Origin of the sequence: Streptomyces sp. BBFR51, assembly GCF_044591655.1 — a bacterium.
Classification (GTDB): domain Bacteria; phylum Actinomycetota; class Actinomycetes; order Streptomycetales; family Streptomycetaceae; genus Streptomyces.
On record NZ_CP172448.1, the window covers coordinates 3,674,439 to 3,699,062 of the forward strand.

A 24,624-nucleotide genomic window follows, 5' to 3' on the forward strand; every position below is an offset into this window, starting at 1 on the left:
GACAGGGGGGTCCGCAAGCATGTCCGCGCCGTCTCTGCTGTGCTGGGAGCCATGATGTCCAGTCCCTCCTCCGCGAGCGCGCCCTCCGGGCCGCCCGACGGCCACCCCCCGGTACGCCGGCTGAAGGCCCGCCACCGGCACGAGCAGCACCGCGTCGCCACGCCGCTGGAGCTCTTCTTCGACCTGTGTTTCGTCGTCGCCATCGCCCAGGCAGGCGTCCAACTGGTGCACGCCGTCGCCGAGGGGCATGCCGGCGAGGGCATCCTCAACTACGTGATGGTCTTCTTCGCCATCTGGTGGGCGTGGATGAACTTCACCTGGTTCGCCTCGGCGTACGACAACGACGACGTGCTCTACCGGGTCGTGACACTGGTGCAGATCGCCGGGGTGCTGGTCCTCGCGGCCGGGGTCTCCCGGGCCTTCGAGGACCACGACTGGGTGGCCGTCGTGATCGGCTACGTGATCATGCGGGTCGCCATGTCGGCGCAGTGGCTCAGGGCGGGGCGGTCCGCGGCGCAGCCGGAGAGCGCCATGGCCCGGAGATACGCCGGTGGCGTGCTGCTCTGCCAGGTCGGCTGGCTGGGGCTGCTGTTCCTGCCCGAGGCCGGCCGCGGCTGGCTGTTCCTCGTGATGGTGGTGCTGGAGCTGTCCGTGCCGACGTTCGCCGAGCGCACGCACCCGTCGTCCTGGCATCCGCACCACATCTCCGAGCGGTACGGGCTGCTCACGATCATCGTGCTCGGCGAGACCATCGCCGCGGCCACGGTCGCGGTGAAGTCCGGCATCGAGGAGAACGACGCGCTGGGCGAGGTGCTTCCCATCGCGGCCGGCGGGCTGCTGATCGTCTTCGCCGCCTGGTGGATCTACTTCGTGGTCCCCGTCCACAGCTATCTGCGGTCCAGCAGACAGTCCTTCCTGTGGGGTTACGGCCACTACGTGGTGTTCGCCTCGGCGGCTGCGATCGGGGCTGGGCTGGAGGTGGCGGTGGAGCAGGCCGTGGGCAAGGCGCACATCTCGACGCTCGCGGCGTCCGCCGCGGTGACCCTGCCGACGGCGCTGTTCCTGCTCACGGTGTGGGCGCTGCACGCACGGCACTTCAAGGTGGGCATCGCCGAGCAACTGGTGATGCCGACGGCCGCGCTGCTGGTGCTCGGCTGCACCTTCCTCGGTGCCGAGGCGGTGCTCGTGGCGGGGATCGTCCTCGCGCTGGCCGTGGCGGCCGGGGTGGTACTGACGGCGCGTCGGACGGAACGGGAACGGCACCCGGCGACACCGGCCGCCTGAGCCACGCCCCCTGAGCCACGCCCCCTTGAGCCATGTCCTACTGAGCCACGCCCCACGCCTGCGTCCCCCACGACGCACCCGGCGCCAAGGGTGACTGCCGCGCCGCCACACCCCGAGCCCCGGCGCCTGGACGAGACTGGCGGCATGACAGTTGACGCATTGACGGATGTCGCCGGTGTGCTGGTGGGGCATGAGACACGCGCCGGGGACGGGTGGCTCACGGGGACGACGGTGGTGCTCGCGCCGGAGGGCGGGGCGGTGGCCGGCGTGGACGTGCGCGGAGGCGGACCCGGCACCAAGGAGACCGACGCCCTCGATCCGCGCAACCTGGTGCAGAGGGTCCAGGCGGTGGTGCTGACCGGGGGCAGCGCCTACGGACTCGACGCGGCGTCGGGGGTGATGGCCTGGCTGGAGGAGCGGAGGCGCGGGGTGCGCGTCGGCCCGGACCCCGCGCACGTGGTGCCGGTGGTGCCCGCGGCCTGCGTCTTCGACCTGGGGCGCGGGGGCGACTTCCGGGCCAGGCCGGACGCGGCGACCGGACGGGCGGCGGTCGAGGCGGCCCACGCGAGCACGCCGGGCGCCGGGGTCGCCGAGGGGTGCGTCGGGGCGGGCACGGGAGCCGTGGTCGGCACCCTGAAGGGCGGGGTCGGCACCGCGAGCACCGTGCTGGACTCGGGGATCACGGTGGCGGCGCTGGTGGTGGCCAACGCGGCGGGGTCGGTGACGGACCCGGAGACGGGGGTGCTGTACGGGGAGTTGTTCCGGGGCGGTCGGGTCGAGTACCCGGCGTCGGACGTCCACGAGGCCGCGGGCCGGCGGCTGGCCGAGGTCGCGGCGGCGAACGCGTCGCCACCGCTGAACACCACGCTCGCCGTGGTCGCCACCGACGCGGACCTGTCCAAGGCCGAGGCGCAGAAGTTGGCCGGCACGGCGCACGACGGCATCGCGCGTGCCGTACGGCCGGTGCATCTGCTCAGCGACGGTGACACGGTGTTCGCCCTGGCGACCGGGGAGCGCCCGCTCGACGCGGGGCAGCCGCTCGCGCTGAACGAGGTGCTGGCGGCGGGCGCGGACGTGGTGACGCGCGCGATCGTGCGCGCGGTCCGGGCCGCCGAGCCGGTGGCGGGTCCGGGCGGGTCCTGGCCGTCGTACGGAGAGCTGTACGGAGGCCAGCACGGGGAGCAGCACGGGGAGCTGTACGGAGGGCCGTCCAGGGCCGGTTGACCCGTCCGTGTTGCGATTGTCCGGGTTGTGTCACGTGTCGGCGTTCCGGGCGGCCGGCGGGAACCCCGTGGGCCGCCGATCACCTCTACACGGCTGAAGCGAACACCGCACAACACCCGAACCTGGAGCAGCCCGTGACAACGCCGGACATAGCCACGCGGCGCGTACTGGGGGCCTGTGCCGCCCTGGTGGTCGGCGCCCTCACCCTCACCGCCTGCGGCGGAAGCGCCAGCGCCGACGACAAGAAGGACGGCAAGGACGGCGCCGGGTCCGCCGACACCTCGGTCGCGAAGCTCGTGATCTCGGCCAAGGACGGGGCGTCCGGCGCCTCGATCAACACGACCGGCGTGAAGGTCAGCGACGGCACGCTGACCGACGTGAAGATGACCGTGGCGGAGACGGGCGCCGCCGTGCCGGGCGCGGTGTCGGGCGACGGCGGCAGCTGGAAGCCGAAGGAGCAGCTGGAGCGCGGCACGAAGTACCGGATCGCGGCGCGGGCGAAGGACGCGAACGGCCGCACGGCCGCCGCCGACTCGGTCTTCACCACCGTCTCCTCGGCCAACAGCTTCGTCGGCACGTACACCCCGGACGGCGGCAGCACTGTGGGCGTGGGGATGCCGGTGTCGTTCACGTTCGACAAGGCGATCGGCGACAAGAAGAGCGTGCAGTCGCACATCTCGGTCACCTCCAGCAGCGGGCAGGAGGTGGTCGGGCACTGGTTCGGCGCGCAGCGGCTCGACTTCCGGCCGGAGGAGTACTGGAAGGCCGGCTCCAAGGTCACGATGAAGATCGACCTGGACGGGGTGGAGGGCGCGAACGGCGTCTACGGCGTGCAGAAGAAGACCGTGACCTTCACCGTGGGACGGGCGCAGGTCTCCACGGTGGACGCGAACACGCAGACCATGACGGTCGTGCGCGACGGCGAGACGCTCAAGTCGGTCCCGATCTCGGCGGGCAGCCCGGACAACCCGACGTACAACGGGCAGATGGTGATCTCGGAGAAGTTCGAGCAGACGCACATGGACGGTTCGACCGTCGGGTTCGGCGGCGAGTACGACATCCCGGACGTGCCCCACGCGATGCGGCTGAGCCAGTCCGGGACGTTCATCCACGGCAACTACTGGTACAACCCGGGCAGTCCGCCGTTCGGTGCCCAGGGCACCAGTCACGGCTGTGTCGGGCTGCAGGACTCCCAGGGCGGGCAGGGCGACACCCCGGGCAAGTGGTTCTACGACAACTCGCTCGTCGGGGACGTCGTGATCGTCAAGAACTCCCCGGACGACACGATCGCGCCGGACAACGGACTCAACGGCTGGAACATGGCGTGGAGCGAGTGGATCGCCACAAGCGCCGTCTAACCCGCCTCTGAGCAGCGGATTTTGACGGGACCTCGGGTCGCGCGGGAACTTTTCGCGCGGCCCGCGCGTTTTTCGTGCGTACGTTTTCTCGGTTCCCGGACATGATGTCCGAGCGAGGGGCTACGGTATGCACCCACAAGGTGACATGCAGCAACGCCGGGAGAAACCTTGAGCGTTCCGTACGAGACGGCAGCGTACGAACCACCCGAGTCGCCCGAGTCTCCGGAGGAGCACCTCATGCGACTGCTCGGTCGCGCCCTGAACTCGTTCGAGCTGCCCGACGACACGATACGGCTGCTGGACTGCGCGCTGGCGCACGACGGTTCACTGCACTCCGCGCACCACAGCGCGGGGCTGCACCGCGAGACGTACCGGCACACCTGGCTGCTCGCCGACGGCTCGGCGCTCACGCTCTGGGAGCTCGTCCACAACACCGCCCCGGGCAGCGAACCGCAGCACGAGGTGTACGTCGACGAGGAGGAGCTGCGCACCGCCACCTCCCGGATGGCGCTGCCGGCCGACACCCCCGACTTCGAACTGCCGGTGCAGGTGCAGTTGTCCCCCGTCCCCGCCCCGCGCCACGCCTACGTCCCCGACGCCTCGGCGGACCACGCCCGCCGGGTGCTGCGCCGCGCGGAGAACACGGACCGGCCCGGCGCCGACCTCGCCGCCCTGCTGGCGACGGCGTCCGCGCATCAGATCACCCAGGCCTTCGGCGGCCCCGGCCGCGCGGGCCGTGCCCGGATCGGCTTCTCCCTCTACGAGCACGCCTTCCTGCTGCACGACGGCGTGGAGGTCTCCCTCTGGGAGGTCGAGCACACGGCCACGCCCGACGGACGGCACATGTGCGAGGTCTACGACAGCGAGGACACGGCCCGCCGGGCGATGGAGCGGCGCGCGGCGCAGGTCTCCCCGTAGAGCGCCGGACCGGGCCCCCTTGCGGAAAGGAGGACCCGGCCAGGACTTCGTGACGCCCGACGCCCCTACGCGGACACCGGGTGCTTCGCCCCCGGTGTCGGTGCCGACGGGTCCGCGCCGTCGGGTCCCTGGGCCGCCGCTCCCGTCACCGGCTTGCGCAGCCCTTTGAGGACGATCACCAGGGCCGTGGTGACACAGACGCCGGCCGCGATGGCGACCAGGTAGAGCAGCGGGTTGCCGATCAGCGGGACCACGAAGACGCCGCCGTGCGGGGCGCGCAGCGTGGCGCCGAAGGCCATCGAGAGGGCGCCGGTGACCGCGCCGCCCACCATCGAGGACGGGATGACGCGCAGCGGGTCGGCCGCCGCGAACGGGATGGCGCCCTCGGAGATGAAGGAGGCGCCCAGGACCCAGGCGGCCTTGCCGTTCTCGCGCTCGGCGGCGTTGAAGAGCCGGCCGCGCACGGTGGTGGCCAGGGCCATCGCCAGCGGCGGGACCATGCCGGCCGCCATGACCGCCGCCATGATCTTCATCGCCGAGTCGCTGGGACTGGCGACCGCGATGCCCGCGGTGGCGAAGGTGTAGGCGACCTTGTTGACCGGGCCGCCGAGGTCGAAGCACATCATCAGGCCGAGCAGCGCGCCGAGCAGGACCGCGTTGGCGCCGGTCAGCCCGTTGAGCCAGTCGGTCATCGCGGACTGCGCGGACGCGATGGGCTTGCCGATCACCACGAACATCAGGAACCCGACGATCGCCGCCGAGATCAGCGGGATCACCACCACCGGCATGATGCCGCGCAGCGCCTTCGGTATGCGGATCCGCTGGATCGCCATCACCACGGCACCGGAGATCAGACCGGCCGCCAGGCCGCCGAGGAAACCGGCGTTGATGGTCAGCGCGATCGAGCCGCCGACGAAGCCGGGGACCAGGCCCGGCCGGTCGGCCATCCCGTAGGCGATGTAGCCGGCCAGCACCGGGACGAGGAAGGCGAAGGCCACGCCGCCGATCTGGAACAGCAGCGCACCCCAGCTGTCCGCCTGGGTCCACACGAAGTGGTCCATCACGGACGGCGCCTTGTTGATCTCGTAGCCGCCGATCGCGAAGCCCAGGGCGATCAGCAGACCGCCCGCGGCGACGAACGGGACCATGTAACTGACGCCGGACATCAGCCACTTGCGCAGCCTGGTGCCGTACCCGTCGCCGGACTCGCCGCCGCGCTCCACGGGCGTCGCGCCCCCGGCGGAGGCCGCCGTGACCTCGCCGCGGGCCGCCTTCGCGCGGACCTCGCCGATCAGCTCGGCGGGCCGGTTGATGCCCGCCTTGACCCCGGTGTCGACGGTGGGCTTCCCGGCGAAGCGGTCCTTCTCGCGCACGGGCAGGTCATGGGCGAAGATCACGCCGTCGGCCGCCGCGACGACCGCCGGGTCGAGCCGGGTGAACCCGGCCGAGCCCTGGGTCTCGACGACCAGCTCGACGCCCGCCTCGCGGCCCGCGTTCTCCAGCGACTCGGCCGCCATGTAGGTGTGCGCGATGCCGGTGGGACAGGAGGTGACGGCGACGATCCGGAACGGACGCGCGGGCTCGTCGGGGCCGTCGGGCTCGTCGGGACCGTCGCCGCTGCCCGTGGCGGCGTCGGTGGAGGCCGCCACCGACGCCGCCACGGAGCCCTCGTCGGCCGCACCGGAGTCCTCGTCGGCCTCCTCCCCGCGGATCAGCGCGGCCGCGGCCGCCGCGTCGCCCACGGAGCGCAGCGCGCCGGTGAACTCGGCGTTCATCAGCTGCCGGGCCAGTGCGGAGAGGATCGTCAGGTGGGCGTCGTCGGCGCCCGCCGGAGCGGCGATCAGGAAGATCAGGTCGGCCGGGCCGTCCGCCGCCCCGAAGTCGACGCCGGCCGCGCTGCGCCCGAAGGCGAGCGTCGGCTCGGTGACGTGCTCGCTGCGGCAGTGCGGGATGCCGATGCCGCCGTCGAGGCCGGTCGGCATCTGCGCCTCACGGGCCGCCACGTCGGCGAGGAAGCCCTCCAGGTCGGTCACCCGGCCCAGGGCCACCATCCGCTCCGCGAGGGCACGCGCCGCCGCTTCCTTGGTGTCGGCGGACAGGTCGAGGTCGACCAGATCCGCGGTGATCATGTCGCTCATCGCGGGCTCCTTAGCTCGCGTATCGCCCGGTCCGTGGGGTGAGGGGCGGGGGCGGGGAGGGGGACGGGGGCACTGCGGTGGGGGCTGGGGGCACTGCGGTGGGGGCTGGGGGCCCTGCGGTGAGGGCTGGGGACGGTCCCGGGGAGAGAACCGTGAGCGGGGCCGTGGAGGGAGCCGCGGTCGAGACCGGAGGTCATGACGCCGGCTCCCTCAGTACGCGGTCCACCGGCACCTCGGCCGTCACCGTCACCGCGGCCGGGTCCAGGTCGTACGGCGTCGGCATCACGCTGCCGGGCAGCTGGACGGCGGCGGCACCGTGCGCGACGGCGGAGGCGAGGGCGCGCGGACCCGCCCCGCCGGCGACGAGGAAACCGGCGAGGGAGGAGTCCCCGGCGCCGACGTTGCTGCGTACGGCGTCCACGCGGGCGCTGCCGAACCAGGTGCCCGCGTCGTCCACGAGCAGCTGCCCGTCGGCGCCCAGGCTGGCGAGCACGGCCCTGGCGCCCAGCTCCCGCAGTTCCTCGGCGGCCTTCACGGCGTCGCCGACCGTGGCCAGGGGACGCCCGACGGCCTCCGCCAGCTCCTCGGCGTTCGGCTTGACCACGTCGGGCCGCTCGCGCAGCGCCTGGAGCAGCGCGGGCCCGGAGGTGTCCAGGGCGATGCGGACACCGGCGGTGTGCGCCCGGGCGACCAGGTCAGCGTACCAGGACGGGGGCAGCGAGCGGGGCAGGCTGCCGCAGCAGGCGATCCAGTCCGCGCCGGACGACTGCCGCCGTACCGTCTCCAGGAGCAGTTCCCGTTCGGCCGCGGAGAGTTCGGGGCCCGGAGCGTTGATCTTCGTCAGGACGCCGTCGGCCTCGGCGAGCGCGATGTTGGAGCGGGTGGCCCCGGCGATCGGCACCGGCGCGACCTCGATGCCCTGCGCGTCGAGCAGGTCGGCGACGAGTGCGCCGGGCGCTCCGCCGAGCGGCAGCACCGCGACGGTGCGCTGCCCGGCCGCCGTCACCGCGCGCGAGACGTTCACACCCTTGCCGCCCGGGTCGACCCGCTCGCCGGTGGCGCGGACGACCTCGCCGCGGTCGAGGGAGGGGACCTCGTAGGTGCGGTCGAGCGACGGGTTGGGGGTGACGGTGAGGATCATGCGCGTACTACTTCCGTGCCGGCGCGCTGGATGGCGTTGGCGTCTTCGGGGGTCAGCCCGCTGTCGGTGATCAGCAGGTCCACGTCGCTCAGGGCGCCGAAGCGGGCGAACTGCTCCTGGGCGTACTTGGAGGAGTCGGCGAGCAGCACCACGCGCCGGGCGGCGGTCAGGGCGGCCCGCTTGACGGCGGCCTCGGCGAGGTCGGGGGTGGTCAGGCCGTGCTCCACGGAGAAGCCGTTGGCCGCCACCACGGCCACGTCGGCGCGGATCTCGCCGTACGCGCGCAGCGCCCAGGCGTCGACGGCGGCGCGGGTGCGGTGCCGTACGCGCCCGCCGACCAGGTGGAGCTGGATGCCGGGGTGGTCGGCGAGGCGGGCCGCGATGGGCAGGCTGTGGGTGACGACGGTCAGCGAGGTCTCCGACGGGATCGCCGCGGCCATGCGGGCCACGGTGGAGCCGGCGTCGAGGATCATCGTGCCCTCGGACGGCAGCTCCGCGAGGGCGGCCTTGGCGATCCGGTCCTTCTCGTCGGCGGCCGTGGACTCGCGTTCGGCGAGGTCCGGTTCGAAGTCGAGCCGCCCGGCGGGGATCGCGCCGCCGTGCACCCGGCGGAGCAGCCCGGCGCGGTCGAGGGCCTTGAGGTCGCGGCGGATTGTCTCCGCCGTCACCTGGAACTCCTCGGCCAGCGACACCACGTCCACCCGGCCGCCGTCCCGGGCGAGCCGGAGGATCTCCTGCTGCCGCTCCGGTGCGTACATGACCGTTCACCTCCGACCCGAATGCCCGAACCTGTGGTTTCTCTCGGAGGCTACGCCCGGTTTTCCGGAATGTAAACAGCAACCAGAAACAGTCGGAATCAAGCAGACATGAACGGGCATCAAGCACGTCCGCGACTACGGCCGCCGATACGGCTACGGCCGTGGCCACGGCCGGTCCATGCAGCACGCGAAGGGGGCGGGTCCGGCACCGAAGTGCCGGACCCGCCCCCGCCGCGCAACGCCATGTCCGCGACCGCGATCTCAGACCAGCGCCGGCTCCTTCTCCTGCGCCGGGTCCTGGTCCGGGTCCTGGTCCTGGCCCCCTTCCACGTGCTGGGCGGGCCGCTTGGGCAGCGCGAACATCAGCAGGAAGATGACCGCCATCACCGCCGCCACCCAGCCCAGCGCGTTCTGGAAGGCGTCCGCGTAGGCCGGGCCGATGCGGGCGGGGGTGAGGTGATCGCTCATGGTGCCGAAGAAGACCACCGACACCAGCCCGAGACCGAGCGCGTTGCCCATCTGCTGCACGGTGTTGATGAGCCCGGACGCGGCCCCGGCGTGCTCGCGCGGCACCTGGGAGAGCACCGCGTCCGTCAGCGGGGCGACGATCAGCCCCATCCCGACGCCCATCACGACCAGCGGCAGCGCCATCTGCCAGGACGTGATGGCGAGCCCGTAGCGCCCGGACTCCCAGATGTAGAGGAGCACTCCGGCCGCCATCACCAGCGCGCCCGCCTGGAGCACCTTGCGCCCGAAGCGCGGGACCAGCGCCTGCACCGACACCCCGGCGGCCGCGGAGACGGCGATCGAGAACGGTACGCCGGTCAGCCCGGCCCGCAGCGGGCTCCAGCCGAGCCCGACCTGCATGTACAGCGTCCACACCAGGAAGAAGACGCCGAGTGCGACCCCGAAGACCGTCTGCACGGCGATCCCGGCCGCAAAGCTCTTCACCTTGAACAGCGACAGCTCCACCAGCGGCGAACCGTCCCGCGCGCTCTTGCGCCGCTCGTAGGCCACCAGCACCGCGAGGACCACGAGCGAGCCGGCCATCGAGAGGTACCCCCACAGCGGCCAGCCCAGCTCGCGGCCCCGGGTCAGCGGGTAGACCAGCATCAGCAGACCGAGGGTGACCAGGGCGACCCCGACCAGGTCCAGCCTGAGGGCGCGCGGCGCCTTCGACTCGGTGATGAAGCGGCTGCCGAGGACGAGACCGGCGATGCCGACCGGCAGGTTGATGAGGAAGATGGGCCGCCATTCGAGCCCGAAGAGGTTCCACTCGGTCAGCAGGGCGCCCAGCAGCGGGCCGGAGACGGCACCCAGGCCGACGATCGCGCCGAACAGCCCGAACACCTTGCCGCGTTCGTGCGCCGGGAAGGTGGCGTGCACGATCGACAGCACCTGGGGCACCATCAGCGCCGCCATGCCGCCCTGGAGTATGCGGGAGGCGACCAGCATCTCCGGGTTGGCCGCGAGGCCGCACAACGCCGACGCCACGGTGAAGCCGCCGATGCCGACGAGGAAGATCCGCTTGCGGCCGTGGATGTCCCCGAGCCGCCCGCCGGTGATGAGGCCGGCCGCGAAGGCGAGGGCGTAACCGGCGGTGATCCACTGGATCTGGCTGAAGGAGGCGCCCTCGTCCCGCTGGATCGAGGGGATGGCGATGTTGACGATGGTGACGTCGACCAGGTCCATGAACGCCGCGGTCATCACGATCGCGAGGGCGAACCAGCGACGGCGGTCGCCCGCGTCGGCCGCCGCGGCCGGGACGGGAGCCGGGTCCGGGGTGTGCGTGAAGGTCATGAGAGGAATCTAGGAGGCCAATAGGTCGGATCGTGTCCTAGATGTGCGGCATCCTCGTCGGCATGACGACGGACACTCCGGCCCGGCTGCTGACGCTCCTCTCCCTCCTCCAGACGCCCCGCGAATGGCCCGGCGGCGAGCTGGCCGGCCGGCTCGGGGTCTCCCGGCGCACGGTCCGGCGGGACATCGACCGCCTGCGCGAGCTGGGCTACCCGGTGCAGGCGACGATGGGCTCCGACGGCGGCTACCGGCTGGTGGCCGGCAAGGCGATGCCGCCGCTCGTCCTCGACGACGAGGAGGCGGTGGCCATCGCGGTCGGGCTGCGGGCCGGGGCCGGGCACGCGGTGGCGGGCCTGGACGAGGCGTCGGTGCGGGCGCTGGCCAAGCTGGAGCAGGTGCTGCCGTCGCGGCTGCGGCACCGCGTCACCACGCTCCAGTCCGCGACCACGCCGCTGACCAGCGGGGACGGTCCGAGCATCGCCCCCGAGACGCTGACCGTGATGGCCTCGACGGTGGCCGGACGGGAGCGGCTGCGGTTCGCCTACCGCGCGGGGGACGGCACCGAGTCGCGGCGCGTGACGGAGCCGTACCGGCTGGTGTCGACGGGGCGCCGCTGGTACCTGGTCGCCTACGACCTCGACCGGGACGACTGGCGGACCTTCCGGGTCGACCGGGTGAGCGAACCCTTCGCCACGGGGGCGCGGTTCGCACCGCGGGAACTGCCGACCGGGGACGCGGCCGAATATCTGCGGCGCTCCATCCAGCGCCGGAACGACTCCTACGAAATGGTGGTCGTCTTCCACGCGCCCGCCGAGACCGTCACGGCGCTGTTGCCGCCCTGGATGGGAACGCCGGAGACGGTGGACGGCGGCGCGTCGTGCGTGGTGCGGGCGACCGCCTCCGACCCGGTGGAGTGGATGGCCGTCCGGCTGGCGACGGCCGGGGTGGACTTCCGGGTCCGGGAACCGGCCGAACTGGTGGAGTGCGTACGGGAACTGGGGGCGCGGCTGGGCCGGGCGGCGCGGGACGACTGACCGGCCCGCGCCGCCGGCCCTCCCTCAGCCCTGTTCCTCCTCGTGCCGGCCGTCCTCCCAGGTGAACCCGCGCAGCACCGCCAGGTTCAGCAGCGCCTGGTCCAGGGGGCTGCGGGCGCCCTGGGAGGAAGACGCCCAGTACTCCGCCGCGACCCGCACGGCCGCACTCGCCACGGCGCCCGCGAAGTGCAGCCGGGGAGAGGCGGCCAGTCGTGCGGCAACGTTGTCGTCACCGCCGGACATCCGCGCGGCCAGCGCCTCCACGAGCGCCCGCTCGGTGGAGTGGCACACCTCCGCCCACACCTTGCGCAGCGCCGGGCTGCTCTCGGCGAGGCGGATGAGGGTGCGGGCCCACTCCCAGGAGGGCGCCGAGACCCCGACGCCCGGCGTCAGGGTGTGCCGCACGGCGTGTTCCAGTGCCTCGGGCGGGGACAGTTCGGCCGGGGCCTCGCGCACCGCCCGCACCCAGCGCTCGGCGCCCAGGGCGTAGAGCGGGGCGACGGCCTCCTCCTTGGCGGCGAAATACCGGTAGAAGGTGCGCGGGGCGACACCCGCGGCCCTGGCGATGTCCTCGGCCCGGGTGGCCCGCAGGCCCTGGCCGACGAAGAGGCGGGCCGCCGCCCGGGCGATCTCCATCCGGGTCTCGGCCTTGCGCCGCTCGGTCAGGGAGACCGGCCCCGGTCCGGGGTCGGGAAATGCTGGGATGGTGCTGCTGCTCACTTCGGCAGGCTATGCCGCTGTGGCAGAATCTGCCATCCGGCGGGCCACCCCGGGGTTCAGGTTCGGGGTGCCCCGCCTCTTCGCTCTGCTCCGGCGTGCGTCCGGGCGCGCCCCCGCCGCGCGAGAGCCGGACCGTGGACGACTCCGGACCGTGGACGACCCGAACCGCGGACGACTCCGGACCGCGGAAGAAGCCGGAATGCGGAAGGAGCCGGGCTGCGGCGCCCCGGGGGGAGGGGCGCCGAGCCCGGCTCGGGAAGTCCCGGCGCCGGGGGGAGTGCGTCGGGACGTGGTCCAAAAGGGTGCGGTGGGGCCGGTCGTGTACCGGGAGTGCCGGGCCGCGACAGACGGGCCCGGAGTTCTTTTGCCCGGCCCCCGCGGGTTGAAGCAGCGTTGTACGGCCATGTTTGCGCGGGGTTCGGCCACCGGCGTACGCCCCATCCGCCACGTCACGCCCCCGCGTCACGCGCCGGCCGGTCCGGTGGACCGGTCGTCCTGCCGCGACCGTACTCCCGCTGCCGCGTTACGCCGCTGCCTCGAAGCCGGTGTCGCGGGCCAGCTTCTTCAGCTCCAGCAGCGCGTGCTTCTCGATCTGGCGGATGCGCTCACGCGTGAGGCCGTGTTCCTTGCCGACCTCGGTCAGCGTGCGCTCGCGGCCGTCGTCGATGCCGTACCGCATCTTGATGATGGACGCGGTGCGCGGGTCGAGGCGGCCGATGAGGTCGTCCAGCTCCTCGCTGCGCAGCAGGGTCAGCACCGACTGCTCGGGCGAGACGGCCGAGGTGTCCTCCAGCAGGTCGCCGAACTGCGTCTCGCCCTGGTCGTCCACCGACATGTTCAGCGAGACCGGGTCGCGGGCCCAGTCGAGCACGTCGGTGACGCGCTCCGGCGTCGAGCCCAGCTCGGCCGCGATCTCGGTGGGCTCCGGCTCGCGGCCGTGCTCGCGGTTGAACTCGCGCTGCACGCGCCGGATCCGGCCCAGCTCCTCCACCAGGTGGACGGGCAGGCGGATGGTGCGCGACTGGTCGGCGATGGAACGGGTGATGGCCTGACGGATCCACCAGGTCGCGTACGTCGAGAACTTGAAGCCCTTGCGGTAGTCGAACTTCTCGACCGCGCGGACCAGGCCGGCGTTGCCCTCCTGGATCAGGTCGAGGAGCGGCAGACCGCTGCGCGGGTAGCGGCGGGCGACCGCGACGACCAGGCGCAGGTTGGAACGGATGAAGACGTCCTTCGCCCGCTCACCCTCGTCGATCAGGGCCTGGAGCTCCTCACGGGTGGCGTCCGCCCCGGTCTCCTCGTACCCTTCGAGGACCTGCCGCGCGAACACACCCGCCTCGATGGTCTGGGACAGCTCGACCTCCTTGGCGGCGTCGAGCAGGGGTGTCCTGGCGATCTCGTCGAGGTACATGCCGACCAGATCGCGGTCGGCGAGTTCTCCGCCGTTGGCGCGGACGCTGGTTGCCGCGCCGGAGGTCTCGCCGGTGGCGGACTTACGACGGGCGACGGCACGGGTTGCCATGCGTGCTCCCTTGCGATGGTGGTTCAGCGGGTGGTCCGGTGGACGCTCGGGCACGGTGTGAGGTTGTCTCCGGTCCCTCTCGGGACTCGCTTCCGGGACTCTCCTCGGGTGCCCTGCATCCGATGGAAACAACGACTGGAATCCGGACAGAATTCCCAACCCGCCCCTCGATTTTTCTGATCATGCAGTACCCTGTGCCGCCACACGAGGAGGGGCGATGCTGCCGGGAACTGCGGAGGTCCAGGTCAGACCGGGAGTCGAGGACGATCTCAAGGCCCTCACCGACCTCTACAACCACTACGTTCGTGAGACGCCCATCACGTTCGACACCGAGCCCTTCACTCCGGAAGAGCGCCGCCCTTGGCTGCTCTCCCACCCTGAAGACGGTCCGTACCGGCTGAGGGTTGCCACGGACGCGGACTCACAGGAGATTCTGGGGTACGCCACATCCAGCCCTTATCGCGCGAAGCCCGCCTACGGGACCTCGGTGGAGACCACCGTCTACGTCGCCCCGGGCGCGGGCGGCCGGGGCGTCGGCACGCTGCTCTACACGTCCCTCTTCGCGGCGCTGGCCGGCGAGGACCTGCACCGCGCCTACGCGGGCGTCGCCCAGCCCAACGAGGCGTCCGGCCGGCTCCACGCACGCTTCGGCTTCCGCCACGTCGGCACGTACCGCGAGGTGGGCCGCAAGTTCGGCCGGTACTGGGACGTGGCCTGGTACGAGAAGCCGCTGTAGGTCCGCGCGCGGCCGGCGGTCAGCGGCCGACAGCCAACGGCCGGCGCCCGGCGACCGGCGGTCAGCCGAACTGCACGGACCGCTTGGCCAGCCCCATCCAGAACCCGTCGATCACGGACCGCCGCAGGTCCAGCTCACCGGCCGCGTCCGCCGCCCCCATCGTCACGAACAGGGGCGCGAAGTGCTCGGTGCGCGGGTGGGCGAGCCGGCCCGCCGGGGACTTGCGGTCGAAGTCGAGCAGCCCGTCCACGTCACCGGCCTTGAGCGCGCGCCTGCCCCAGTCGTCGAACTCCGCGGACCAGGAGGGGATGCCTCCCTGGCGCAGCGCGGCCAGGTTGTGGGTGAAGAACCCGGAGCCGATGATCAGCACGCCCTCGTCGCGCAGCGGCGCGAGCCTGCGGCCGATCTCCATGAGCCGGGCCGGGTCGAGGGTCGGCATGGAGACCTGGAGGACGGGGATGTCGGCACCTGGGTACATCTCGACCAGCGGCACGTAGGCGCCGTGGTCGAGGCCACGGTCGGGGACGTCCTGCACGGGCGTGCCGGGGGCGCGCAGCAGCTTGCGTACGGACTCGGCGAGCGCGGGGGCGCCGGGGGCCTCGTAGCGCACCTGGTAGTAGTGCTCCGGGAAGCCCCAGAAGTCGTAGACCAGGGGGACGGTCCGGGTGGCGCCGAGGGCGAGCGGGGCCTCCTCCCAGTGGGCGGAGACGACGAGGATCGCCCTGGGGGTCGGCAGCCCGGCGGCCCACGCGGCCAGCTCGCCGGGCCAGACGGGGTCGTCGGCGAGCGGCGGGGCGCCATGACTGAGGTAGAGGGCGGGCATGCGTTCCCGGACGGTGGCGGTCATGACTACTCCGATACTTGAACTCTCAATCTTCACTCGCCATCAATCTATGCCGACTTTGTTTAAAATTCAAGGAATTGTTTCGTACAGTGGGGCACATGAACGACGAACCCCGTTGGCTCACCGCCCAGGAGCAGCTCGTCTGGCGCTCCTACATCGAGGCCGCCACCCTCCTCGAGGACCACCTCGACCGGCAGCTCCAGCGCGACGCGGGCATGCCGCACGTCTACTACGGCCTGCTGGTCAAGCTCGCCGAGTCACCGCGTCGCCGGCTGCGGATGACGGAGCTGGCCAGATACGCGAAGATCACCCGCTCCCGGCTCTCGCACGCGGTCGCCCGCCTGGAGAAGAACGGCTGGGTCCGCCGCGAGGACTGCCCCTCCGACAAGCGCGGCCAGTTCGCCATCCTCACGGACGAGGGGTACGAGGTGCTGCGCCGGACCGCGCCGGGTCATGTGAACGCCGTACGCCAGGCGGTCTTCGACCGGCTCACCCCCGAACAGCAGAAGTCCCTCGGCGAGATCATGCGGATCGTCGCCGAGGGACTTCAGCCGAGCGAAGCGGGTGCGGACCTGCCCTGGCTGCGCTGAGCGCGCGGCCAGGGCAGGTCCGGGGGAACCGTGCGTACGAGGCGTCCCCTCCCCGTACGCACGGGTGGATCAGGGGCCCGAGCGGGTGTCCGGTTCCGGCGTCAGTGGGCGACGACCGGCACCGGCAGCTCGTCCTCGGCCGCGTCGCCCGCACCGGAACCGGTGACGGCGCTGCCGCCCGGACGCCCGGCGTTGACGAAGGTCAGGGCGATCGCGGCCGCCACGACCAGGATGCCGACGGCGACCCAGATCGCGCTGGTGTAGCCCTGCACCTGGCCCTCGAGCTGGACCAGCTGCTGCTGCGACCGGGAGCCCGCGCCGCCGATGTGGTCGGCGATGTAGGACGTGGTGGCCGAGGCGGCGATCGTGTTCAGCAGCGCCGTACCGATCGCGCCGCCCACCTGCTGCGAGGTGTTGACCATCGCGGAGGCGACACCGGCGTCCCGCGGCTCCACACCCATGGTGGCCATGGACATGGCCGGCATGAACGCCGTACCCATGCCGAGGCCGAGCAGCAGCATGCCGGGCAGCAGCACCGCGGCGTAGGAGGTGTCGAGCTCCAGCTGGGTCAGGAACAGCATGCCGACGGCGGCGACCAGGAAGCCGGGGCCCATCAGCAGCCGGGGCGCGACCCGGGTCATCAGCCGGGCGCCGATCTGCGTGGAGCCCGTGATCATGCCCGCGATCATCGGCAGGAAGGCGAAGCCGGTCTTCACCGGCGAGTAGCCCTGCACGATCTGCAGGTAGTAGGTGAGGAAGAGGAACAGGCCGAACATCGCGATGATGGCCAGGCCCAGCGAGAGGTAGATCCCGCCCCGGTTGCGCTCGGTGATCACGCGCAGCGGCAGCAGCGGGGCCTTGACCCGGGACTCGACCAGCACGAACGAGAGCAGCAGCACGGCCGCGCCGACGAACATGCCGACCGTCACCGAGTCGCTCCAGCCCTCCGACTCGGCGCGGGTGAAGCCGTAGACGAGCGCGACCAGACCGAGGGTGGACAGGATCACGCCGGGGATGTCGAGCGGCGAGCGGTTGCGGCCGCCCTTCGGCTCACGGATGACGAGGTACGCACCGGCCGCGGCGACGATCGCGAACGGGATGTTGACGAAGAACGTCCAGCGCCAGTTCAGGTACTCGGTGAGGAAGCCGCCGAGGATCAGACCCACGGCGCCGCCGCCACCGGCGATCGCACCGTAGATGCCGAAGGCCTTGGCGCGCTCCTTGGCGTCCGTGAACATCACGGCGAGCAGGGACAGCGCGGCGGGCGCGAGCAGGGCGCCGAAGACGCCCTGGAGGGCGCGGGAGCCGAACATCATCGCCTCGTTGGTGGCGGCGCCACCGAGCGCCGAGGCGACGGCGAAGCCGGACAGACCGAGGACGAAGGTGCGCTTGCGGCCCCACAGGTCGGCTATCCGGCCGCCGAACAGCAGCAGACCGCCGAAGGCGAGGGCGTAGGCCGTGACGACCCACTGCCGGTTGCCGTCGGAGATGCCGAGGTCCTGCTGGGCGGAGGGAAGGGCGATGTTCACGATGGTGGCGTCGAGGACGACCATCAGCTGGGCGAGCGCGATGAAGACGAGCGCTTTCCAGCGGCCGGCATCCGGGGCGTCGATGACGCCGGAGGCCTTGACGGCTGATTGAGACATGGGGATACCCACTTCGGGACTTCGTGACGGAAAAAGGTGAGTAAAGGGACGACTTGCCCGGGGCGACGGCCGCAGAGGGCCGCCGTCCACTGTTCAGGCGATCAGATGTTCGTACGGTCGGATGTCGCGGAACTGGACGGTCGGGCGTCGTGGAGCTGAACGGTCAGGAGTCGGAACCACTGGCTACTGGTCGCTACTGGTCGCAGGGCCGGCGCAGGTCCTCCAGGGTCACGGCCGTGCCCGGCAGGGCGGAGCGGGCGGGAGCCCGCAGCCCGTCCAGGAACAGCTGCAGATGGCGATGGACGAACCTGTCGGCGCTCACGCACCCCGTACCGGCCGGAGGCCGGCTGAGCTGGGCCGCGGCGATCATCAGATCGCCCACACCCACGTCACTACGGAGCTGACCGGCCGCCTTCGCCCGGTCCATGACCTCGGCGACGAGTCGTTCGACTCGTTCGCGCGCCGCTTCCAGGTCTGGGTGGTGCTGGTCGAACGTGCTGGACACCATGGGGCACAGGGCGCTGATCCGCTCGTCGGCGGATACGTGCACGAAGCGCTCCAGCGCCTCGAACGCGTCGCCGGTCTCCGCGAGGGCCAGCTCGGCCGCCCGTGCCGTACGGTCCATGACCGAGCAGACGACCTCGCGGGCGAGGGCGTCGCGGTCGGGGAAGTTGCGGTACACCGTGGCATTGCCCACGCCGGCCCTGCGGGCCACGTCGTCGAGCGGCACCTCGGGGCCGTGCTCGACGAACATCTCCCGGGCGGCGGCGACGATCCGCTCCCGATTGCGCAGAGCGTCGGCGCGCGGCCGGGCCACCTTGCGCTGCTCGGGGACTGCGGTCTGCACGGCGTACTCCTGGATGAGTGCGATCACCGCGAGGGACTCGCGACGACTGAGTGCGATCCGGGGAGCAAATCCCCGTTTCGCTCGGACACACGTCTAAACGGGGAAACGATCCCCGGTTATTTCCCGGATCCGAGAAACCTCACCGTGACCTGAGTCACACCACCCGTCCAGCCTGTTCCCTCACCCTCCGTGGCCCTGGACGCCCGTCCCCCGGTCGGCGGCTACCGGCGAGAAACCCACGATCGGCCTCTCCAGCGCGCGCCCGCCCACCCCTCGGCACAGGGTGAATCGCAAGGGTGCAGCCGGTGCCGGGCGGCTGCCGTGGTCCGGGAGGTCCGCATGCAGCCGCAGCCGCAGGCGCAGCCGCCGAGCCGGCGCATACGCCCGCGCCGGCTGGCCGCGTTCGGGACCGTCGCCGTCCTGACCCTCGCGCTCAGCACCTCGGCGGGCACCGGCCGGCTCGCGCCGGGCACCACCGGGGCGGGCCCTGGCCCGGCCGCCCTCGCCCGTTCCTCCGCGCACGGTCCCTGCCTGATCAGCGGCGGCTCCGAGATCCAGATGTCCGAGGGCGTGCCGACCTCCGCCGGCTACGCCCGCTCGACCGGCACCGTCCGCGCCCTGAACCTGATGATCGACTTCTCGGACGCGCCCGGCGAGGGCAAGGCGCTCGACCGCTACGCGGAGTTCTTCCCGCAGACCCGGGAATGGTTCCGCACCAGCTCCTACGGCCGCCTCGACTACCGCCCCGAGACACCGATCCGCGACTGGCTGCGCATGCCGAAGTCGTTCGCCGAGTACGGCATAGAGCGCGGCGCCCCCTTCGAACCCGGCTACCGCAAGCTGGTCCAGGACCTCGTCGCCGAGGCCGACGCGAAGGTGGACTTCCGCGCGTACGACCTCCTGAACGTCCTGGTCACCCCGAACGCGGGTCCCTCCGCCCTGGACACGGTCCTGTCCGTCACGTTCGCCGGCAACGCCGAGGCCCCGGTCGCCGACGGCGTCCCGGTGGCCAACGCCTCCTTCGTCTACTCCCGCCAGGACGACGGCTCCGGCTCCTACGACGAGACCGGCTACCGCGTACTCCCCCACGAGAACGGCCACGTCTTCGGCCTGCCCGACCTCTACACCCAGGAGGGCGGGGGCGCCGTCGGCCACTGGGACATCATGAGCGAGGACTGGGGCGCCAACAACGACCTCCTGGGCTGGCACAAGTGGAAGCTGGGCTGGCTCGACCCGTCCCAGGTGCACTGCGCGTCCGCACCGGGGACGACCGACTACACACTGACGCCGCTGGCCCGCAAGGGCGGCGACAAGCTGGTGGTCCTCCCGCTGAACGGCAAGTCCGGCTACGCGGTCGAACTGCGCACCCGCGAGGGCAACGACGAGACGGTGTGCCGCCCCGGCGTACTGATCTACAAGGTCGACGCCGACGTGGACACCGGCATGGGCCCGGTGCGCGTCTACGACTCCCTCCGCGACAGCGGCGGCTGCACCCGCAGCCCGAACGTCCACGCCGAACTCTCCGACGCCGCCTTCACCCCGGGCGAGACCTTCAAGGACCCGCGCCACGGCATCACCGTCAAGGTGTCGGAGGCGGACGCGAAGGGGGACATGCGGGTGCGGGTCACGCGGGGGTGAGGGGCGGGGCGGCTGGGGATCACCGAGGGGTGCGGATCACCGAGAGGCAGGGACGGTGGTCGGGGCTACCGTAGGCCTGCCGTGACCGCCGTACCGGAGAGCCGAGCCGATGCCCGCCAACACCACGAACGACGCCGCCCACGACGGGGGCGCCGCCTCGCCGGCCGCGGATGTGCCGCCCGAGGTGACGGCACCGGTGGAGGCGGCCGCACGGTCGGAGGCGATCGCACGGTCGGAGGCGGTCGCACCGGCCGAAGCGGTCGCGCCGCTGCTCCGCGGGATCGCCGTACTGCGGCGGCTGACCGAGGCGGACGGCGGCACCCTCAGCCTCAGCGGGCTGGAGCGGGCCACCGGCCTGGCCCGCTCCACGGTCGACCGCCTCACGGCGACCCTCGCCCGCATGGGATACGTCCGCCTGGACGGCCGCGACGTAGCCCTGGCCCCCCGCCTGATGGAGCTGGGCAACGCCTACCTCGCCGCCCTCCGCCTCCCCGCCCTCCTCTCCTCCCGGGCCGACGAACTGGCCGACGAACTGGACGAATCGGTGTCGCTGGCGGTCGGCGACCGGGACGGCATCCGCTTCATCCACCAGGCGACGCGCCGCCGCGCGATGTCCCTGAGCTTCCGCATCGGCGATCTGCTCCCCGCCGAACGCACCGCGCCGGGCCCGCTGTTCGCCACCGAGTGGACGCGGTCCGACTGGCACCGCTGGCACGAGCGCCGCGCGACCGACCCGCAGGACCGCTCCTTCCCCGCCGTCCCGCCACGGGAACACGGCACCCCGGACGAGGACTTCGAGCACCGTACGGCGAGCGCGGCGGCCGACGGCTGGGCACTGGACGACCAGTTGATCGAACCGGGCCTGGTCGCGCTCTCGGTCCCCGTACGGGACCCCCGCACCGGGCGAGTGTCGTGCGTGGCGAGCGTGGTGAGCCACACCAGCCGCCACACGGCACCGGACCTGAGGGCGTCGCTGCTCCCCCGCCTGTGCGCGGCGGTGGCGACGATGGAGGACGACCTGCGCACCGCCCCGCCACCACAACCGGGACCGCCCCGCGCCGGCCTGGCCACCTGGACGGGAGCGTCGAAGCAGGAACTGGGCAGGGAGTTCGTCGAGTCACTGGCCCGCGGGCTGACCGTACTGACGGCCTTCGGCGAGGGTCGCTCCGCGTTGACCCTCACGGAGGTCGCGAAGGCGACGGGCCTGGCCCGCGCGACCGCCCGCCGGGCCCTGATCACCTACGAGCACGCGGGCCTGGTGACACCGACCCCGGACCGCACCTTCACCCTCACCCCCCGAGTCCTGTCCCTCGGCTTCCCACCCCTCTCCCGCACCTCCCTCCCCGAGATCGCCCAGCCCCACCTGACCGCCCTCGCCAACCGCGTCCACGAGTCGACGTCCCTCGCCGTCCTGTCGGACTCGGGCAAGGAGATCCAGTACACGGCCCGGGCGTCCACGACCCGCGTCCTGAGCGCCCGCGTCACGGTCGGCACCCGCCTCCCGGCGCACGCGACGGCACTGGGCCACGTCCTCCTGGCCCTCCCCGAGATCCGGGAGCGGGGCTACGCCCTGGTCGACGAGGAACTGGAGGCCGGCCTGCGCTCCGTCGCGGTCCCGGTCCGCGACCGCACGGGCCGGGTGGTGGCAGCGGTGAGCGTCGCGATGCACGCGGCCCGCCGCACGACGGCAGCGTGCGAGACGGAAATCCTCCCGGAGCTGTCCCGAACGGCCGGCCACATCGAGGCGGACCTCCGCGTGGCGGGCCGCTTCGTCACCGTGCCCCCGACCTAGCCCCTCCCCACACCCTCCCCCGCATCCGCTAACCTGTTGGCACCGCCGCCCACAGCGGCACGCCTTCGCCTTCGTAGCTCAGGGGATAGAGCACCGCTCTCCTAAAGCGGGTGTCGCAGGTTCGAATCCTGCCGGGGGCACAGCGATAAGGGCCAGTTCAGGAGGGTTTCCCTCCCAGGCTGGCCCTTCGTCCTGTCCGGGGTCGTGCCACACGCGTGCCACTAATGCCACGCGGATGCCACATCCCCTAGCCGAAGGCCCCTCCCCCACCACCCCGGATCATGGCCCCGAGCCGGTCGGCGATGGCCCGGTCACGGTCGCTGGTCATGTGCTGGTAGATCAGCGCGGCCCGCGAGCTGCTGTGCCCCCATGCGAGTCATCAGCTCCCGCGTGCTGGCCCCTGCCGTCGAGGCCAGCGTGTCGCCCGTGTGCCGAAGATCGTGAAAGTGCCGTGGCGCTGCTGCCCGTTGAACACAGACTCCCACGGCCGGGCGATGAGCCCAGGCAGCGAGACCGGAGCCCCGAGGTTCAGTCCCTCGGAGACACCGCCTTCCGGGACGGTGACCTTGATCAGCGAAGACTCGCCGTCCTCGATGTAAACGACGCCGATGGTCATCAGCGCCTCGCCGCTGACGGCGTCCTTGGCGATCTCGCCGGTCTGCCGGTCACGGACCTTCGGCTCGGGAACTCCCTGCTTGGGTGCACGACTTCAAGCCCTACGCAACCGGCTGAGTCAGGGCGCCGGCCATTGCAGGAAGTCTTGAATGACGGGGTCCGGTTCGCCCGTCGCAGGGTCGAGCCCCGCAAGCCAACGTCGTTGCTGCTCGCGCCAGTGCACGAAAGGAGCCGTTTTACCCCACAGCGAGGCGTCGCCAAGAGGGCACTCGTCGAATTGGGCGCGCATCATTCTGACCAGGAAGTCGACCATGCCACAGTCGAAGAGCTTCCATCGCGAGTCGCCGTAGCTGATTTGTCGACGCCAAACCACCACGGGCCACTTGTCCGGGTCCGGGTCGAGCATGAGCCATCCCAGCTCATTGGCATTGCAACCGGAGCCCCAGGGCAGGAGCGATCCTCCGTCGGCCACGATGCCGGGAACGCCACTCTCGCTGTTCCACAGGTCTTGGAACTCAGGCGCGACCTCGAGGATGTTGTCGGGATCCCATTGCAAACCCTCAACGGGCAGCGGCCCCAGAATGCTGAGGTCTCCGAGGCCACCTGCGCCGTAGACAGACATGAAGGCTGTGTAATCGCTCGGCAGACGCACACCGAGCGCCTCATGGACCGCACGCCAGTCCACTTCCTCGTTGGCCCCATGCACCGATGGCACAAGACTGAGCAGCGGCGCCAACAGCCTCTCAGCAGACACGAACGCTCCTTCGGTCACCTCGGGAGCCACACCGTAACTGCACACACTGACAACCCAGAGTCTAAAACTGCCGATCATCGTTGACACCTGGGTCTCTGATCACTAGGAGATCCACATGTCGAAGACACCCCCGCTCGATCGCGAGGCCAAGCGGCGCTTGGCCGTCATACGCCATGTCGAAGAGGTCACCGGCAACGTCGCCATGAGTTGCCGGTACTCGGCATCAGCCGGCAGGCGTACTACATCTGGTATCGCCGCTACCAAGCCGAGGGCATCGAGGGGCCCTCCATCCGGGAGACCTGCGGCTGAGTCATCCCGGCCCGCTCGGCCAGCTCCGTCTGGGAGATGCCGAGCTCGATCCGCCGGTTGTAGACCGCCTGCCCGAGATCGCCGGCCAGCCGTGCGTCGACGTACTCCTGGTCGTACTCCACCGCCTCACCCGCAAGCTGCCGAGCCCGGCGCGTCTTCCACGTGTTGTGATCCATCAGCTCTCCCTCCCCGTCGGAGCCGACATCTCCGGGAAACCAAGCCATGCCACCATGGCATACTTAAAGTATGGCAACTCGGAAGATCACCATCACCGTGCCGGAAGAACTGGTGGAGTCGATCAAGGAGCGGGTCGACGCGCGTGGGGTGTCCGGCTACATCGCGTCCGCCGCCGCTCATCAGGACGGCATGGACCGACTGCGCGAGTTGGCCGAACGTCTCGAAGAAGAGCACGGCGCCGTGACGGACGACGAACAGCAGGCAGCGCTGGACCGCATCGCCGCGATCGACGGGTGGCACGACGAGCAGCGGTTGAGTTCGGACGACGCCGCGTGAGCCGCACCGCCCGTGCGAAGCTGCACCGGCCGCGCCGGCGTGTCTTCGTGTTCGACTCCGAGGCGCTCTCCAAGGCGGTTCAGGGTGATCGTGAGGTGGCCGCGCTGGTCAAGACGGCTCCGCGGCTCGACATCCCGATCGTCACCTCGGCGCTCACGACCTTGGAGGCATGGGATCCTCGCGAAACGTCGAAGCAGGCACTGTGGAACTGGACGCTGTCCCGGATCCGCGTCGTCCACTCCGACGACCAGGTGATCGCTATGGCGCGCGACATGCTCAGGGCGACCGGCCTGCACGGGCACAAGTACGCCATTGATGCCGTTCTGGCGGCTGTGGCCGGGAGGGAAGCCGCGCAGGGTGCTCAGGCAACCGTCTTCACCTCCGACACCGACGACATGGATCAACTGCTCGCCGGACACTCCGTGCGAGTCGAGAAGGTCTGA

Annotated in this window: 22 protein-coding genes, 1 tRNA gene and 3 pseudogenes; 13 read left to right on the plus strand and 13 right to left on the minus strand. The window is 71.6% G+C overall.

Annotation, left to right across the window (positions count from 1 at the left end):
* The first annotated feature begins 54 nt into the window (after positions 1–54).
* The 4 genes from ACGH7X_RS16615 (at position 55) to ACGH7X_RS16630 (ending at position 4,784) form a co-directional block, all read left to right on the plus strand.
* A complete protein-coding gene (locus ACGH7X_RS16615; RefSeq protein WP_399897077.1) occupies positions 55–1,284 on the plus strand; it encodes a low temperature requirement protein A in 1,230 nt (409 codons plus the stop codon).
* A gap of 144 nt (positions 1,285–1,428) precedes the next feature.
* Positions 1,429–2,508 carry a P1 family peptidase gene (locus ACGH7X_RS16620; RefSeq protein WP_399886098.1) on the plus strand — a complete coding sequence of 360 codons (1,080 nt, stop codon included), beginning with the start codon at positions 1,429–1,431 and terminating at the stop codon, positions 2,506–2,508.
* Positions 2,509–2,642: 134 nt separating this feature from the next.
* Positions 2,643–3,866: an Ig-like domain-containing protein gene (locus tag ACGH7X_RS16625; RefSeq protein WP_399886100.1), complete on the plus strand. Its 1,224-nt coding sequence runs from the start codon at positions 2,643–2,645 to the stop codon at positions 3,864–3,866.
* A gap of 168 nt (positions 3,867–4,034) precedes the next feature.
* Entirely contained in the window at positions 4,035–4,784 is a 750-nt protein-coding gene (locus tag ACGH7X_RS16630) for a DUF6227 family protein (RefSeq protein ID WP_399886102.1), read from the plus strand.
* A 65-nt stretch (positions 4,785–4,849) separates the two neighbouring features.
* Here ACGH7X_RS16630 and ACGH7X_RS16635 read toward each other — a convergent pair whose 3' ends face one another.
* The 4 genes from ACGH7X_RS16635 to ACGH7X_RS16650 form a co-directional block, all read right to left on the minus strand.
* A complete protein-coding gene (locus ACGH7X_RS16635) occupies positions 4,850–6,922 on the minus strand; it encodes a fructose-specific PTS transporter subunit EIIC (protein ID WP_399886104.1) in 2,073 nt (690 codons plus the stop codon).
* A 193-nt stretch (positions 6,923–7,115) separates the two neighbouring features.
* On the minus strand, positions 7,116–8,063 hold the full coding sequence (pfkB, locus tag ACGH7X_RS16640; RefSeq protein ID WP_399886107.1) for a 1-phosphofructokinase: 948 nt from the start codon (positions 8,061–8,063) through the stop codon (positions 7,116–7,118).
* Positions 8,060–8,821, minus strand: coding sequence for a DeoR/GlpR family DNA-binding transcription regulator (locus tag ACGH7X_RS16645; protein WP_399886109.1), 762 nt, complete (start codon positions 8,819–8,821; stop codon positions 8,060–8,062). Before ACGH7X_RS16645 ends, pfkB begins: the two co-directional genes overlap by 4 nt.
* A 261-nt stretch (positions 8,822–9,082) precedes the next feature.
* The gene (locus ACGH7X_RS16650; protein WP_399886111.1) at positions 9,083–10,621 is read right to left on the minus strand and encodes an MFS transporter; all 1,539 of its coding nucleotides are present in this window, start codon (positions 10,619–10,621) and stop codon (positions 9,083–9,085) included.
* A 62-nt stretch (positions 10,622–10,683) separates the two neighbouring features.
* On the opposite strand from ACGH7X_RS16650, the gene ACGH7X_RS16655 reads away from it, so the two are divergent.
* On the plus strand, positions 10,684–11,655 hold the full coding sequence (locus tag ACGH7X_RS16655) for a helix-turn-helix transcriptional regulator (RefSeq protein ID WP_399886112.1): 972 nt from the start codon (positions 10,684–10,686) through the stop codon (positions 11,653–11,655).
* Positions 11,656–11,679: 24 nt separating this feature from the next.
* Here the strand turns inward: ACGH7X_RS16655 and ACGH7X_RS16660 are convergent, their stop codons facing one another.
* Complete coding sequence (locus ACGH7X_RS16660) at positions 11,680–12,291, minus strand: TetR/AcrR family transcriptional regulator (RefSeq protein WP_399897080.1); 612 nt, start codon at positions 12,289–12,291, stop codon at positions 11,680–11,682.
* A 607-nt stretch (positions 12,292–12,898) separates the two neighbouring features.
* Positions 12,899–13,897 (minus strand): RNA polymerase sigma factor RpoD/SigA, encoded by a 999-nt coding sequence (locus ACGH7X_RS16665; RefSeq protein WP_399886114.1) that lies wholly within the window; start codon positions 13,895–13,897, stop codon positions 12,899–12,901.
* 220 nt (positions 13,898–14,117) lie between these two features.
* Between ACGH7X_RS16665 and ACGH7X_RS16670 the strand changes: the two genes are divergently transcribed.
* A complete protein-coding gene (locus ACGH7X_RS16670) occupies positions 14,118–14,633 on the plus strand; it encodes a GNAT family N-acetyltransferase (protein ID WP_399897083.1) in 516 nt (171 codons plus the stop codon).
* Between the two features lie 61 nt (positions 14,634–14,694).
* Here the strand turns inward: ACGH7X_RS16670 and ACGH7X_RS16675 are convergent, their stop codons facing one another.
* Positions 14,695–15,480, minus strand: a complete 786-nt coding sequence (locus ACGH7X_RS16675; protein ID WP_399886116.1) for a dioxygenase — start codon at positions 15,478–15,480, stop codon at positions 14,695–14,697.
* 95 nt (positions 15,481–15,575) lie between these two features.
* Here ACGH7X_RS16675 and ACGH7X_RS16680 point away from each other — a divergent pair, with 95 nt between their 5' ends.
* Positions 15,576–16,067: a MarR family winged helix-turn-helix transcriptional regulator gene (locus ACGH7X_RS16680; RefSeq protein WP_399886117.1), complete on the plus strand. Its 492-nt coding sequence runs from the start codon at positions 15,576–15,578 to the stop codon at positions 16,065–16,067.
* Positions 16,068–16,168: 101 nt separating this feature from the next.
* On the opposite strand, the gene ACGH7X_RS16685 is transcribed toward ACGH7X_RS16680, so the two are convergent.
* Positions 16,169–17,713, minus strand: a complete 1,545-nt coding sequence (locus ACGH7X_RS16685; RefSeq protein ID WP_399886119.1) for an MFS transporter — start codon at positions 17,711–17,713, stop codon at positions 16,169–16,171.
* Positions 17,714–17,906: 193 nt separating this feature from the next.
* Complete coding sequence (locus tag ACGH7X_RS16690) at positions 17,907–18,560, minus strand: TetR/AcrR family transcriptional regulator (protein WP_399886121.1); 654 nt, start codon at positions 18,558–18,560, stop codon at positions 17,907–17,909.
* 339 nt (positions 18,561–18,899) lie between these two features.
* Here ACGH7X_RS16690 and ACGH7X_RS16695 point away from each other — a divergent pair, with 339 nt between their 5' ends.
* The 3 genes from ACGH7X_RS16695 to ACGH7X_RS16705 all read left to right on the plus strand — a co-directional run bounded on the left by ACGH7X_RS16695 (position 18,900) and on the right by ACGH7X_RS16705 (position 22,130).
* Positions 18,900–20,198, plus strand: a complete 1,299-nt coding sequence (locus tag ACGH7X_RS16695; protein ID WP_399886123.1) for a M6 family metalloprotease domain-containing protein — start codon at positions 18,900–18,902, stop codon at positions 20,196–20,198.
* 109 nt (positions 20,199–20,307) lie between these two features.
* On the plus strand, positions 20,308–21,990 hold the full coding sequence (locus tag ACGH7X_RS16700; protein ID WP_399886125.1) for an IclR family transcriptional regulator C-terminal domain-containing protein: 1,683 nt from the start codon (positions 20,308–20,310) through the stop codon (positions 21,988–21,990).
* Between the two features lie 67 nt (positions 21,991–22,057).
* A tRNA-Arg gene (locus tag ACGH7X_RS16705) sits at positions 22,058–22,130 on the plus strand.
* A 107-nt stretch (positions 22,131–22,237) separates the two neighbouring features.
* On the opposite strand, the pseudogene ACGH7X_RS16710 reads toward ACGH7X_RS16705, so the two are convergent.
* The 3 genes and pseudogenes from ACGH7X_RS16710 to ACGH7X_RS16720 all read right to left on the minus strand — a co-directional run.
* Positions 22,238–22,439 (minus strand): annotated as a pseudogene (locus ACGH7X_RS16710) (site-specific integrase); the annotation flags it as partial.
* A pseudogene (locus ACGH7X_RS16715) lies at positions 22,370–22,675 on the minus strand (hypothetical protein); the annotation flags it as partial. The pseudogenes ACGH7X_RS16715 and ACGH7X_RS16710, both read right to left, overlap by 70 nt.
* Before the next feature lie 48 nt (positions 22,676–22,723).
* Positions 22,724–23,359, minus strand: a complete 636-nt coding sequence (locus ACGH7X_RS16720; protein WP_399886127.1) for an SMI1/KNR4 family protein — start codon at positions 23,357–23,359, stop codon at positions 22,724–22,726.
* A gap of 207 nt (positions 23,360–23,566) precedes the next feature.
* On the opposite strand from ACGH7X_RS16720, the gene ACGH7X_RS16725 reads away from it, so the two are divergent.
* A complete protein-coding gene (locus tag ACGH7X_RS16725; protein ID WP_399886129.1) occupies positions 23,567–23,668 on the plus strand; it encodes a helix-turn-helix domain-containing protein in 102 nt (33 codons plus the stop codon).
* On the opposite strand, the pseudogene ACGH7X_RS16730 reads toward ACGH7X_RS16725, so the two are convergent.
* A pseudogene (locus ACGH7X_RS16730) lies at positions 23,629–23,844 on the minus strand (helix-turn-helix domain-containing protein); the annotation flags it as partial. The gene ACGH7X_RS16725 and the pseudogene ACGH7X_RS16730 overlap by 40 nt on opposite strands.
* 70 nt (positions 23,845–23,914) lie before the next feature.
* On the opposite strand from ACGH7X_RS16730, the gene ACGH7X_RS16735 reads away from it, so the two are divergent.
* The gene (locus ACGH7X_RS16735) at positions 23,915–24,181 is read left to right on the plus strand and encodes a hypothetical protein (protein ID WP_399886131.1); all 267 of its coding nucleotides are present in this window, start codon (positions 23,915–23,917) and stop codon (positions 24,179–24,181) included.
* The gene (locus ACGH7X_RS16740; RefSeq protein WP_399886133.1) at positions 24,178–24,624 is read left to right on the plus strand and encodes a hypothetical protein; all 447 of its coding nucleotides are present in this window, start codon (positions 24,178–24,180) and stop codon (positions 24,622–24,624) included. Before ACGH7X_RS16735 ends, ACGH7X_RS16740 begins: the two co-directional genes overlap by 4 nt.